This window comes from Actinoplanes missouriensis 431, assembly GCF_000284295.1.
GTDB lineage: Bacteria > Actinomycetota > Actinomycetes > Mycobacteriales > Micromonosporaceae > Actinoplanes > Actinoplanes missouriensis.
Genome location: NC_017093.1, coordinates 5859203 through 5871278, shown reverse-complemented (window position 1 = coordinate 5871278; position 12076 = coordinate 5859203). Strand labels below are relative to the sequence as shown.

At 71.5% G+C, this 12076-nt stretch carries 11 protein-coding genes; 6 read left to right on the top strand and 5 right to left on the bottom strand.

Annotated elements, in window-relative coordinates; genetic code table 11:
* Positions 1-19 precede the first annotated feature (19 nt).
* The 3 genes from AMIS_RS27095 to AMIS_RS41925 all read left to right on the top strand — a co-directional run bounded on the left by AMIS_RS27095 (position 20) and on the right by AMIS_RS41925 (position 3189).
* Positions 20-370 carry a cupin domain-containing protein gene (locus AMIS_RS27095; RefSeq protein ID WP_041830093.1) on the top strand — a complete coding sequence of 117 codons (351 nt, stop codon included), beginning with the start codon at positions 20-22 and terminating at the stop codon, positions 368-370.
* Between the two features lie 4 nt (positions 371-374).
* Positions 375-1769 carry a pectate lyase family protein gene (locus AMIS_RS27090; RefSeq protein ID WP_014445616.1) on the top strand — a complete coding sequence of 465 codons (1395 nt, stop codon included), beginning with the start codon at positions 375-377 and terminating at the stop codon, positions 1767-1769.
* A 208-nt stretch (positions 1770-1977) separates the two neighbouring features.
* Positions 1978-3189 (top strand): hypothetical protein, encoded by a 1212-nt coding sequence (locus tag AMIS_RS41925; protein ID WP_014445615.1) that lies wholly within the window; start codon positions 1978-1980, stop codon positions 3187-3189.
* A gap of 71 nt (positions 3190-3260) precedes the next feature.
* On the opposite strand, the gene AMIS_RS27080 is transcribed toward AMIS_RS41925, so the two are convergent.
* Entirely contained in the window at positions 3261-3842 is a 582-nt protein-coding gene (locus AMIS_RS27080; protein ID WP_014445614.1) for a hypothetical protein, read from the bottom strand.
* 138 nt (positions 3843-3980) lie between these two features.
* Between AMIS_RS27080 and AMIS_RS27075 the strand changes: the two genes are divergently transcribed.
* Positions 3981-6041, top strand: coding sequence for a hypothetical protein (locus AMIS_RS27075; RefSeq protein WP_014445613.1), 2061 nt, complete (start codon positions 3981-3983; stop codon positions 6039-6041).
* 146 nt (positions 6042-6187) lie between these two features.
* Here AMIS_RS27075 and AMIS_RS27070 read toward each other — a convergent pair whose 3' ends face one another.
* Positions 6188-6970: a class I SAM-dependent methyltransferase gene (locus AMIS_RS27070; RefSeq protein ID WP_014445612.1), complete on the bottom strand. Its 783-nt coding sequence runs from the start codon at positions 6968-6970 to the stop codon at positions 6188-6190.
* A 179-nt stretch (positions 6971-7149) separates the two neighbouring features.
* On the opposite strand from AMIS_RS27070, the gene AMIS_RS27065 reads away from it, so the two are divergent.
* A complete protein-coding gene (locus AMIS_RS27065) occupies positions 7150-7716 on the top strand; it encodes a helix-turn-helix domain-containing protein (protein ID WP_014445611.1) in 567 nt (188 codons plus the stop codon).
* 122 nt (positions 7717-7838) lie between these two features.
* Here the strand turns inward: AMIS_RS27065 and AMIS_RS27060 are convergent, their stop codons facing one another.
* The 3 genes from AMIS_RS27060 to AMIS_RS27050 are packed head-to-tail and all read right to left on the bottom strand — an operon-like array spanning position 7839 to position 10874.
* A complete protein-coding gene (locus AMIS_RS27060; RefSeq protein WP_014445610.1) occupies positions 7839-8855 on the bottom strand; it encodes a LacI family DNA-binding transcriptional regulator in 1017 nt (338 codons plus the stop codon).
* 16 nt (positions 8856-8871) lie between these two features.
* Positions 8872-9858, bottom strand: coding sequence for a type I glyceraldehyde-3-phosphate dehydrogenase (gene gap, locus AMIS_RS27055; protein ID WP_014445609.1), 987 nt, complete (start codon positions 9856-9858; stop codon positions 8872-8874).
* A gap of 47 nt (positions 9859-9905) precedes the next feature.
* Positions 9906-10874, bottom strand: a complete 969-nt coding sequence (locus tag AMIS_RS27050) for a GlxA family transcriptional regulator (RefSeq protein WP_014445608.1) — start codon at positions 10872-10874, stop codon at positions 9906-9908.
* A gap of 188 nt (positions 10875-11062) precedes the next feature.
* Here AMIS_RS27050 and AMIS_RS27045 point away from each other — a divergent pair, with 188 nt between their 5' ends.
* Positions 11063-12073: a LacI family DNA-binding transcriptional regulator gene (locus AMIS_RS27045; RefSeq protein ID WP_014445607.1), complete on the top strand. Its 1011-nt coding sequence runs from the start codon at positions 11063-11065 to the stop codon at positions 12071-12073.
* Positions 12074-12076: the final 3 nt, after the last annotated feature.

The window sequence follows — 12076 nt, the reverse complement described above, 5'->3', positions numbered from 1 at the left end:
ATCAAGAGGAGGATCGTCCGTGCGCAAATTAGCCGTCAAACAATTGCAGGACCATCATCGGGGAGCCACGTTCACCAGTGTTCTTCCCGGGCACGTCGTGCAGCGGGGCGGGTTCCGGGTCTACGCCCAGCCCGGTTTCCGGACCCACGACGAGCCAGGCCGGCACGTGCACACCGTTCCCGAGGTGTTCGTCATCGTGCAGGGCAGCGGCGTCATCGAGATCGAGGGCGCCGAGGTCGACACGTTCGAGGCCGGGGAGGCGATCGTCTTCGAGCCGGGGGAGGACCACCATCTGATCAGCCGGGGGACCGACCCGCTGGTCTTCACGTGGATGCACCTCGAGCCGGTCACCGCGGAACCGGTCGAGTAAGCCCATGATGCGCTCCCTTTTCTCTGCTGCCGCCGGCATCGTCCTCGCCGCCACGGTCACCACCGTCCCGTTCTCCCCGGCGGCGTCCGCCGCTCTCCCGTCCGGCGCCCTGTCCTCGGCGACCCTGTCCTCGGCGACCCCGTTCTCCGTCGCCGGCACTGCCGCGGCTCTTCCCGCCGCCGCCCGGCAGGCGCTGCCCGCGAACGACGGATGGGCCGCCGCCACCACCGGCACCACCGGCGGCTCCGCAGCCGACGACGCGCACGTCTTCGTCGTGCGCACCCGCGCCGAACTGGCCGCCGCCCTCGCCGGCGGCACCGATCCCACGCCGCGGATCGTGCTGGTCGCGGGCACCATCAACGCCAACACCGACGACGCCGGCAACACGCTGACCTGCGCCGACTACGCCGACCCGGCGTACTCGCTGGACGCCTACCTGGCGGCCTACGACCCGGCCGTGTGGGGCACCGCGACCCGCCCGAGCGGACCCCTCGAGGAGGCCCGGGTGCGTTCGGCGCGCAACCAGGCCGCGCGGATCCAGCTGCGCGTCGGCGCGAACACCACCATTCTGGGCCTGCCGAACGCCCGCCTCGTCGGCGCCAATCTGCTGATCCAGAACGTCGACAACGTCATCGTGCGCAATCTGCGCCTGGAGGACGCCGCCGACTGTTTCCCGCTCTGGGATCCGACCGACGGATCAGCCGGCAACTGGAATTCGAACTACGACCTGATCACCCTCACCGGCGCCACCCACGTCTGGGCGGATCACAACACGTTCAGCGACGGGAACAACGTGGACGCGACGCAGCCACGCTATTTCGGGCGGCCGTACCAGGTGCACGACGGGGCACTCGACGTGATCCGGGCCTCGGACTACGTCACGGTCTCCTGGAACGTCTTCCAGGAGCACGACAAGACGATGCTGATCGGCTCGACCAACACGGTCGGCGCCGATGCGGGCAAGCTCCGGGTGACGATTCATCACAACAGGTTCGCCAATGTCGGGCAGCGGGTTCCGCGGGTGCGGTTCGGTCAGGTGGACGTCTACAACAACTACTACTACCTGACCGACGAGGACTCCTATTCGTACTCCTGGGGTGCCGGGGTCTATTCGGCGATCTACGCGGAGAACAATTTCCTGCTGCGCAGCGCCGACATCGACCTGGACGAGTTCGTCTACGACTGGGGCGGCACGGCGATGACCGAGATCGGCACGCTGACCCGGGTCGGCACCGGGCCGGTCCGCGCGGTCAGCCTGCTCGGTGAGTACAACGCGACCCACGACCCGGACCTCGGCACGGACGCCGGCTGGACCCCGGTCCTGCGCGCCGGTCCGGTCACCCCGACCGCGCTGGTGCCCGCCGTGGTGACCGCGGGAGCCGGCGCCGGCCGGATCTGACCCGGCACCGCTCGTCATGGGCTCTCGCGCACGCGGCGGGGGCCCATGATCGTGAAGTAGCTGGTGAGAGCCCCGCGGGCTGATCAGGAACGGACAGGTTTCTTAAGAGGGCAGCCCGTCGAACCTTAAGTTTCGCTTTATTTCGATCCCTCCTGGGAGCGTTCCCGTATGGACCGTCGAGAAGGCGGTCCGACAGGAAGGCACGAAGATGAGGCGCTACCGGAGCTACCGGAGCAACGGGGGAACGAACGTCCGGCGCTGGCGCGTGGCCGGCGTGGCGGGTGTCGCGGTGGCCCTGGTCGGAGTCGGACTCGGCGTGGCGGCGGCCGCGGACACCGCGGTGCCGACGGTGAACTGCCCGACGGTGAACATCAACGTCGCGGTGCCGGCGTCGGCGCAGGCCGAGATCACCCGGAACCTCCAGCTGCTGAACACGCAGATTCAGGAGGCGAACGCCCGGATCGTGAGCACGCAGGGTCAGGGCGGGCCGAACTTCATCCAGAACGCGATCCTCGGCCCGCTGAAGGACAAGCGGTTCGCGGCGATCAACCGGATGGAGACGGCGATCGGGCGGACCGCGGCGAAGCCGAACCTGAACGCCGAGGGACTCTCGACGTGCGGCCTCAACCAGAACGGCGGCGCGTCCCGCCCGCAGCCGACGGCGGTACCCAGCGCCGCGGCCGGCAACAACAACGCCGGCAACAACAACGCCGGTAACAACAACGGCGGCGGCAACGCTGCCGGTGTGCCGACGGTGAACTGCCCGACGGTGAACATCAACGTCGCGGTGCCGGCGTCGGCGCAGGCCGAGATCACCCGGAACCTCCAGCTGCTGAACACGCAGATTCAGGAGGCGAACGCCCGGATCGTGAGCACGCAGGGTCAGGGCGGGCCGAACTTCATCCAGAACGCGATCCTCGGCCCGCTGAAGGACAAGCGGTTCGCGGCGATCAACCGGATGGAGACGGCGATCGGGCGCGCCGCCGCGAAGCCGAACCTGAACGCCGAGGGACTCTCGACGTGCAGCCTCAACCAGAACGGCGGCGCCTCGGCCGCCCAGCCCACCGCGGTGGCCACCGCGAACCCGGGCAACGGCGGCGGCAACGCCGGCAACGGCAACGCCGCGGTCCCGACCGTGAACTGCCCGGCCGTGAACATCGGCGTGGCGATCCCGGCGTCCGCGCAGGCCGAGATCACCCGCAACCTGGAGCTGCTGCAGACCCAGATCCGGGAGGCGAACGCCCGGATCGTGAGCACGCAGGGTCAGGGTGGGCCGAACTTCATCCAGAACGCGATCCTCGGCCCGCTGGAGGACAAGCGGGTCGCCGCGATCAACCGGATGGAGACGGCGATCGGGCGCGCCGCCGCGAAGCCGAACCTGAACGCCGAGGGTCTCGCCCCGTGCACCCTGAACGCGTGAACTGAGTCCTGTGAAACAGCCCGGTCACGGCCGTGACCGGGCTGTTTCGCGCTGTGTGAGCGGGCGGGCCGTCAGCTCAGCAGGTCGTCCAGGCCGGTCCGGGGCCGTTCGGTCGCGACGATCCGGGTCTCCTCGACCAGCGCCTCGGCGGCCACCTCGGCGACGTGCGCCTCCTGGCGTACCTGCGCGGTGGCGGCGAGCGCCCGGTCGTACTCGTCGCGTGCCGCGTCCACCCGCCCGGGGTCGGGCTCCACCGTGGACGCCCCCGCGTGCTCCCAGATGGTGTTCAGCTGCGACACATCAAGATCACCCCGGCGGTACGCATCGAGAGCCGCCCGCTGCACCAGCCGGTCCGACTCGTTCCCGGCCGCCGAGCGGGCCTCCCACTGGGCGGCGAGATAGCGCTGCTCGGCCTCCTCGGTGAGCCGCTCCACGTGCTCCGCCCGGTGCCGCGCCTCGTCGGCCGCCACCACGGCCCGCTCCGCCGCCGCCCGGACCGCCTCCGCCTCCGTCTCGTCCGCCACCGCTCCCCGATCCTCCGGCAGTGTCCCGATCTCCGCTGTTCCCGCCGTCCGCGGCCGGGTCTTGGCGATCACCCAGCCGCCGAGCAACGCGGCCAGGACGACGGCGGCGACCACGAGGGTCCATCCCATTCGTTCGATCCTTCCCCTTTTCCCGACCGTAAGGTGATCAATTCGTTCCCGCCACTCGGCGTCCGGTAGCGTTCGTCGCCGCATGTCACATCCGCGTGGTAGAAAGCGCGGCGACGTTGTACGAGAGGGGCACCCCGCGTGAAGCAGCTCAACGACCTGGTCGCGGAGTTCTGGCAGGACTACGCCGCGCTGGTGCTGCTCGGCGGCGGTCTGCTCGGCGTGATCGCGTTGATCGGGCTCTTCATCTGGGCCAAGAAGTCACAGAAGCCGCTGCGCCCGATCGCGCTCGCGTTCAGCATGAACCTCGCCCTGCTGCTCAACGCCGAGGGCATGTGGGTCATCGCGGTCGACCAGCTCAAGCTGCCGAAGATCTTCGCGGTGCTGGTCTTCGCGGTCTTCGAGATCTGTTTCCTGACCGCGACGTCCCTCGCCGCCGAGCAGTACCGGCGCACCACCGTCTACGGCCCGGACGGCAAGATCCTCACGCCCGGTCACCCCGGTCCGATGCTCTACATCGCCGCCCTGATCGCCGCGATCTCCGGCATCATCGTGGCCAGCAACGCCGTCACCGGCACCGAGAAGCTGCTGCGTCTGGCCGTACCCTGTGTGATCTTCCTGATGTGGTGGGCGGCGCTCACCGCCGCCGGTCAGCGGGTGCGCCGCGGTCGCTTCGCCTACAGCCCGCGCCGGATGGCCGAGCGCTGGGGCTGGCTGATCCCCGACGACGACCCCGACCTGGTTCGGATGGCGTCCGAGCGGCAGGTGCGGCGGATGGTCGTGAACTACCACCGGGTCAGCGGCGGCCGCTGGCCGAAGGCGTGGTGGAAGTCGCGGCTGCTCAAGGACGCGCGCACCGCCGGTGAGCCGGTCGTGGCGGACGTGGTCCAGCAGCTGAACCGGATCCAGCGCGTGATGGACCTGCTGGTGCCGGGCGCGGTGCGGCTCGCCGTTCCGCCCGAGCAGCCGGCGGCGCCCGCCCTGCTCCCCGTGCCGGCCCCCAGCACTGCGGCGCCCGCGCCGGCCGCACCGCCGGAGGCTCCGGCGCCGGTGTCACCGGCCGCTCCTCAGGTTCGCTTCGTGCCGCCGGTGGTCGCCGACGCGCCGGACGATCTGGTGACCGAGGCGATCGCGGAGGCGCTCGCGGCGCAGCGCAACGGGTCGGCCGGCGTGCCGATGCAGCGCCGCCCGGCCGACGACGTTCCGCCCGCGTCCGCTGGCCCCGCTGGCCTCGCGCCGGCCGGTCCTGTGCCCGCCGGCCCCGCTGGCCTCGCGTCCGCCGGCCCCGCTGGCCTCGCGCCTGCCGGTCCTGTGCCTGCCGGCCTCGCGCCCGCCGGCCCTGTGCCCGCCAGTCCCGTGCCTGCCGTTGTGCCCGCGCCGCCGGTCGCTGCGATGCCGCCGGCCGTCGAGTCGTTCTCGCCTGTCGTGAGCGCCACCCCGGCGGCACCGGTCTCCCCAGCTCCCGCCATCCCGGCCTGGGCGTCGATCGGCACCGGCGCCCGGCCGGCGGTCAGCATCGTCGGCTCGCCGTGGTGGCGTCTCGCCGTGGACCGCCTCAGCAAGCAGGTGGCCATGGAGATCAGCGTCGAGGACCTGCCCGACATGACCTACCCGCGCGTCACCGAGCTCGTCCGCAACCTCGCCGCCCGCAACTCCGAGCTCGGCGAGGGCGTGATCAAGGCGTTCGTCAACGACTACATCCGCGAGCTGAACGGTGAGTACGGCGACGTGGCGTACCCGTGGCGTGACTTCCTGCCGGAGCCGGCCACCGCCACGCCCGGGTCCGCCACGTGGCTGGCCGCGATCGAGGAGCTGCGCAACGCCCTGGAGGAGGAGCTCAACCAGGACGAGTTGCCCGCCGACCCGTACGAGCTGGCCGAACTCCTCGCACCCAGCGCGCCCCGCCTCGACGAGGACACGATCCGCGCGTTCATCGGGGACTACGTGCTCGCGCTCAGCGGGCAGGGCGGTTCCGGGAGTGCGCAGCCGTACCAGCACCTGCTGCCCCGCCCGCGGAGCACCCGCTCGGCCACGGACGAGGAGATCCTCGAGGTCTACGGCGGGCAGCTGGAGGAGTACCTCCGCGCGAACGGCCGGATCACCCGCAACCGCGTTCAGTCGATCACCGGTGTCAAGAGCCGCGTGCAGGCCGACCGGATCAAGGCGATCCTCGAGGAGCGCCTGGGAGTCCCCGTCTCCTGACGGGGTCCCGGTTGCTCGGGTCCGGTCGCGCGGGTTCCGGTTGCTCGGTTCGGGTCGCGCGGGTTCCGGTTGCTCGGTTCGGGTCGCGCGGGTTCGGGTCGCGCGGGTTCCGGTTGCTCGGGACCGGCTGCTCGGGACCGGTTGCGTCAGCGGGCGAAGTAGACGTCCCGGGTGCTGCGGACCGTCACTCCGGGCAGGGCTGCCAGGGCGCCGGGGGCGAGCAGCTCGTCCAGGGCGGCGAGGTCCGCGACGGACAGGCGGTCGGCGAGGGTGGTGCGGTAACGGCCCAGCACCGTGGCGGCGTACAGCTGGGCTTTTTCGGACAGTGGGGCCGGCAGTTCGACGGTCATGAGGCGCGCCTCCAGGACGGACAGACCGGCGGCCTCCAGGCGGGCCGGCCAGTCCGAGCCGATGTGCGGGAGGTGCTCGGCCTTGGCCTCCGAGGCGGCTGCCTGACAGCGACCCTCCAGGCCGTCGGCGTGGCCGGCCGGCAGGAAGTACGGCATCGCCTCCATCTCGATCATCACGAACAGGCCGCCGGGCGCGAGGGTGGACCGGATCTCACGGAGCACGCGGTCCGGGTCGGCCATGTGGTGGATCGAGGACGAGGCCCAGATCAGGTCGGCGGGGCCGACGGCGGGCCAGCCCGCGTCGAGGTCGGCCTGCAGGGTGCGGACACGATCGCCGAAGCCGTGCTGCCGGGCCGCGCCGGTGAGGTGACGCAGCATGTCGGCGGAGGTGTCGACGGCAGTGGAGGTGGCGTCCGGGAAGCGGCGGAGCAGGGCGAACGTGCCCGTACCGGTGCCGCTGCCGACATCGAGGATGTGTTTCACCGGGTGGTTCGTGGCGATCTCGGCGATGTGGGCGGTGAGGGCCTCGATCTGCGGGCGGGCCACCTCGGCGTCGATGTCCAGAAGGCTGGGAAGCATGTCGCCGCCGTGATGCCCGCCGTGGCCGTGCCCGTGCCCGTGGCCGTGTCCGTCTCCGTGTCCCTGTCCGTGTCCGTGTCCGTGGGCGGAGGCGTGGTCGTGGACGGAGGCTTGGTCGTGATCGTGTGGCATGAGTCGACCATACGTCGCTCTTGCTCGAAGCGCATACACTCTTGCGTATGACGCAAGATGCTGAGGTGGATGCTCTCGTCCGGGCACGAATCCGCGGACTTCGGATCGCCAAGGGGTGGTCGCTGGATGAGCTGGCGGCGCGGTGCTACCTCAGCCCGTCCACGCTCAGCCGGATCGAAACCGGACATCGGCGGATCGGCCTCGATCAGCTGACAGCGATCGCCCGCGCGCTCGGCGCCAGCCTCGACTCGCTGGTGGAGACGCCCGGCGACGAAGTGGTGATCACGCCGCATCACCATCCGGAGCGGGGGATCACCACGTGGGTGCTCACCCATGAGCCGGGGCGGCAGGGGATGACCGTCGCCCGGATGCGTGTCACCAAGCCGGCCGAGCGCGGGCCGGACGCGTTGCGGGTGCATCCGGGCCGGGACTGGTTCACCGTGCTCTCCGGAACCGTCGAGCTGATCCTGGGCGACCGGACGATCCTCGTCGAGGCGGGTCAGGCGGCCGCGTTCTCCACGATGGTTCCGCACGCGTTCGGCGCGCGCGGCGGCCCGGCCGAGGTGATAGCGATCCTCGACCACGACGGCGAGCGGGTCCACCTGGACACCTGACCGCGCCGGAAGTCAACACGCTGAGGGTGCCGCCGGGCAGTGTGTGGAGTGGGGGTGCGGAGCGCGCCGGAACTCAACACGCCGGGGAGTGTGTGGAACGCGCCGCAGATCCGCACGCGGGGTCAGGGGGTGGGCGGGGCGCAGCTGGCGCGCCAGGCGATGGTGGCCGGCGCAGGCTCGGTTCGGGGACTCGAATCGTCGCCCAGCGCCAGCGCCATCGCGCGTTCACCCATCTCGACCAGCGGCAGGCGGACCGTGGTCAGGGCCGGCGTCACGTCCCGGGCGATCGGCATGTCGTCGAAACCGGTCACCGAGATGTCCTCGGGGACGCGCACGCCCCGCTCCCGCAGGGTGGCGAGGGCGCCGACGGCCATCGAGTCGTTCAGCGCCACCAGGGCGGTCAGCGTGGGATCACTGTCGAGCAGGGTGGTCGTGGCGGTGACGCCGCCGTCGCGGGTGAAGTCGGCGTGCACGACCCGGCGCGCGGGGAGTTCGACGCCGCACTCGTCGAAGGCCTGACGGAATCCGGTCAGCCGGTCGGTGGTCGTGGTGAGCGTGCGCGGGCCGGCTATCACGCCGACCCGCCGGTGACCGAGGCCGAGGATGCGCAGGCCGAGGGCGTGCGCGCCGGCCTCGTTCGCCGGCAGGACCGCGGAGCCGACCAGCCGGTGCCGGCCGATCACCGCGACCCGGCCGCCGGAGTGCTGGTAGGCGGCGAGCTCGGCGTTGAGCGTCGCGGTGAACGCGTCGTCGTGATAGCCGGAGCCGGCCAGGATCAGGGCGTGCACCTGCTGGGCGCGGAGCAGCGCGACGTAGGCCAGTTCGCGTTCCGGCACCCGGTAGCTGTTGCAGATCACCAGCAGCCGGCCGTGGTCGGCGGCCTGTCGTTGCAGCCCCCGGGTGATCTCCGCGAAGTACGGGTCGGAGACATCGTGGACGATCACGCCGACGGCTGCCTGCCGGGGCCGGGCCACGTGCTGGGCGTGCGCGTTCGGCACGTAGTGCAGCTCGGCGACGGCGGCCAGGACCCGCTCGCGGAGATCCTCGTTGACCGGTTTCGCACTGTCGTTGATGACGCGGGAAACGGTCGCGGGGGAGACCCCGGCGAGCCGGGCCACATCTGCCAAGGTGACCGCCATCGGGACAGTCTAGAGATTATCCCCGGCCGAGAAGACGCAGCGTGTCCACGACCCGGTTGGCGAAGCCCCACTCGTTGTCGTACCAGGCCACGGCCTTGACCAGCCGCCCCTGCGCGGCGGTGAGCAACGAGTCGAAGATCGACGACGCCGGATTGCCGGTGATGTCGGTGGAGACCAGCGGGTCCGCGGAGAACTCCAGGATGCCGCGCAGCGGGCCGGCCGCCGCCGCCTCGAACGCGCTGTTGATCTCCTCGGTCGTGACCGGGCGCTCGACCAGCGCGTTCAGCTCGACAAGCGATCCGACCGGAACCGGCACGCGCACCGAGTACCCGGTCAGGCGGCCGGCGAGCCGGGGCAGCACGGCGCCGATCGCGGTCGCCGCGCCGGTCGTGGTGGGCGCGATGTTCAGGGCCGCGGCGCGAGCGCGCCGCAGGTCCCGGTGCGGGGCATCCTGCAGGTTCTGCTCCTGGGTGTACGCGTGAATGGTCGTCATCGATCCGGTCTCGATCCCGGCCAGATCGTCGAGGACGGCCGCCACCGGAGCGAGTCCGTTCGTGGTGCACGAGGCGTTCGACACCACATCGTGTACGGCCGGGTCGTAGTCACCGTGGTTCAGCCCGTACGCGATGGTGATGTCCGCGCCCTTCGACGGCGCGCTGACCAGCACCTTGCGGGCGCCGGCGGTGAGGTGGGCGCGGGCGTCGGCGGCCGCGGTGAACCGGCCGGTGGACTCGACTGCCACGTCCACGCCGAGATCCTTCCACGGCAGCCGGGCCGGGTCGCGCTCGCTGAGGACGTCGATCCGCCGGCCGTCCACGATCAGATGGTCGTCGTGGGCCTCCACCGTTCCGGGGTAGCGGCCCAGGGTGCTGTCGTACCGCAGCAGGTGGGCGAGGGTGCGGGTGTCGGCGAGGTCGTTGACGGCGACGATCTCGAGGTCTCCGGCGGCCCGCAGGACGTTGCGGCCGATGCGGCCGAAGCCGTTGATGGCAACTCGTGTCATGCCTTCATCCTCCGATCACGATAAAGACGGATAAAGGTGGTGGAGCGTCAGGAAGCGGCAGGATCCCGCCAGCGGAACGTCCGCCGGTACTCGGTCGGCGTCGTCGACAGCACCCGCTGGAAGTGCAGCCGCAGGTTCGCCCCGGTGCCCAGTCCCACCCGCCCGGCCACCTGGTCCACGCTCAGCTCGCTGCCTTCGAGCAGCTCCCGGGCCAGGTCGATGCGCGCCCGCAGGATCCACTGCATCGGCGTGTACCCGGTGTCCTCGACGAACCGCCGGCCGAACGTGCGCTCGGACACCCGGGCGTGCCGGGCCAGCGCGGCGAGCGTGAGCGGCTCGTCCAGATGCTGCAGCGCCCACTCCCGGGTCGCCGCGAACACGTCGCCGAGCGGCTCGGGGATAGTGCGCGGCACGTACTGCGACTGCCCGCCGCTGCGGTACGGCGCCGCGACGAGCACCCGGGCCACCGCGTTGGACGCCTGCACCCCGTGGTCGCGCCGGATGATGTGCAGGCAGAGGTCGATCCCGGCGGCCACCCCGGCGGACGTCAGCACCTGCCCCTCGTCGACGAAGAGGACGCTGCCGTCGACCTGCACCTTCGGGTACTCGCGGGCCAGGGCCGGCGCCATCCGCCAGTGCGTGGTGGCGCGCCGGCCGTCGAGCAGGCCGACCGCGGCGAGCGCGAACGCGCCGGTGCAGATCGAGACCATCCGGGCGCCGCGGAAGGCGGCGTCCCGCAGCGCGTCGAGAACACGCTGGTCGAGCGGGCGCAGCGGGAACCGGTAGCCGGGAACGATCACGGTGTCGGCGTCGGCGAGCGCCTCCAGGCCGGCCTCGACGGTGAAGCCGAGACCGTCGCGGCCGGGCACCGGGCCGGGTGCCAGGGAGCAGTGGGTCAGCTGGTAGGTCGGCACGCCGTCGCGGGGCGTGAACACCTGGAAGGTGATGCCGACGTCGAGCGGGGCGGCGCCCGGGAGCACCAGGACAGCGATTTTATGGCCTTCAGTCCGCTTCATGGGTGGTGGGTGGGGCGGTGGGATGGGATTTCCGGTCACGTCTCCACCTTGCCGGTCCGGGTCACGCCACGGAACTGGCGGGGAGGACAGGGTACGCAAGGATCCCGCCAACCGGACTACCCTCGTGACGCATATGCACGTGTACCGTGTGTCGGTTGCGTGCGGCGACGCGGAAAGGACGGCCGGCGATGCGGGACGAACGGAGCCGCTCCACGGGGCGCCCGACGCTGGAGGAGGTCGCGGCCCGGGCCGGCGTCGGCCGGGGCACGGTGTCGCGTGTCGTCAACGGGTCGGCGCAGGTGAGCCCACGGGCCCGGGCAGCGGTCCAGGACGCTATCGAAGCGCTTGGCTACGTGCCGAACCGCGCGGCCCGCGCGCTGGTCACCCAGCGGACCGACTCGATCGCGTTGGTGATCTTCGAGTCCGGTGAGCGGTTCTTCGCCGAGCCCTTCTTCGGCCGGATCGTGCAGTCCATCTCCTCGGTGCTTGTCGCCCGGAACCTGCAGATGGTCCTGATGATCGCGCAGGCGCCCGAGGAGCGGCGTCAGCTGGAGGGATACCTGACCCGCCAGCACGTCGACGGCGCGCTGCTGCTCTCGCTGCACGGCGACGACCCGCTGCCCACGGTGCTGGAGGAGCGGGGCGTGCCGACCGTGCGCGTCGGCCGCCCGGCCCACCCGGAAGCGGTGAGCTTCGTCGACGCGGACAACCGGGGCGGCGCCCGCGCGGCCGTCACCTACCTGCGCGAGCAGGGACGCCGCTGCATCGCCACGATCACCGGCCCGCTCGACATGGCGGCCGGCATCGCGCGGTACGACGGGTACCGCGACGTGGTCGGCGACGGCCCGGCCGCTCGCGGCGACTTCGGCGAGCTGAGTGGCGCCACCGCGATGGAGTGGCTGCTCCAGCAGTACCCGCAGATCGACGGCGTGTTCGCGGCCTCGGACATGATGGCGGCCGGTGCGCTGCGCGTGCTGCGCCGCGCGGGCCGCCGGGTGCCGCAGGACGTCGCGGTGATCGGCTTCGACGACTCGGTGATCGCCCGGCACACCGACCCGCCGCTGACCAGCGTCTACCAGCCGATCGAGCAGATGGGTCAGGAGGTGGTCCGGCTGCTGCTTAACAAGATCGACGGCGAGGACGCGGCCGACTGGGAGACCGTGCTGCCGACCCGGCTGATCCTGCGCGGATCCGCCTGATCC

What these genes read in the sequence shown, in the direction of transcription:
- AMIS_RS27090 (WP_014445616.1), top strand. Translation starts at nt 375, where the DNA reads ATGATGCGCTCCCTTTTCTCTGCTGCCGCCGGCATCGTCCTCGCCGCC.
- AMIS_RS41925 (WP_014445615.1), top strand. Translation starts at nt 1,978, where the DNA reads ATGAGGCGCTACCGGAGCTACCGGAGCAACGGGGGAACGAACGTCCGG.
- AMIS_RS27080 (WP_014445614.1), bottom strand. Translation starts at nt 3,842, where the DNA reads ATGGGATGGACCCTCGTGGTCGCCGCCGTCGTCCTGGCCGCGTTGCTC.
- AMIS_RS27070 (WP_014445612.1), bottom strand. Translation starts at nt 6,970, where the DNA reads ATGCTTCCCAGCCTTCTGGACATCGACGCCGAGGTGGCCCGCCCGCAG.
- AMIS_RS27065 (WP_014445611.1), top strand. Translation starts at nt 7,150, where the DNA reads ATGACGCAAGATGCTGAGGTGGATGCTCTCGTCCGGGCACGAATCCGC.
- AMIS_RS27060 (WP_014445610.1), bottom strand. Translation starts at nt 8,855, where the DNA reads ATGGCGGTCACCTTGGCAGATGTGGCCCGGCTCGCCGGGGTCTCCCCC.
- gap (WP_014445609.1), bottom strand. Translation starts at nt 9,858, where the DNA reads ATGACACGAGTTGCCATCAACGGCTTCGGCCGCATCGGCCGCAACGTC.
- AMIS_RS27050 (WP_014445608.1), bottom strand. Translation starts at nt 10,874, where the DNA reads ATGAAGCGGACTGAAGGCCATAAAATCGCTGTCCTGGTGCTCCCGGGC.
- AMIS_RS27045 (WP_014445607.1), top strand. Translation starts at nt 11,063, where the DNA reads ATGCGGGACGAACGGAGCCGCTCCACGGGGCGCCCGACGCTGGAGGAG.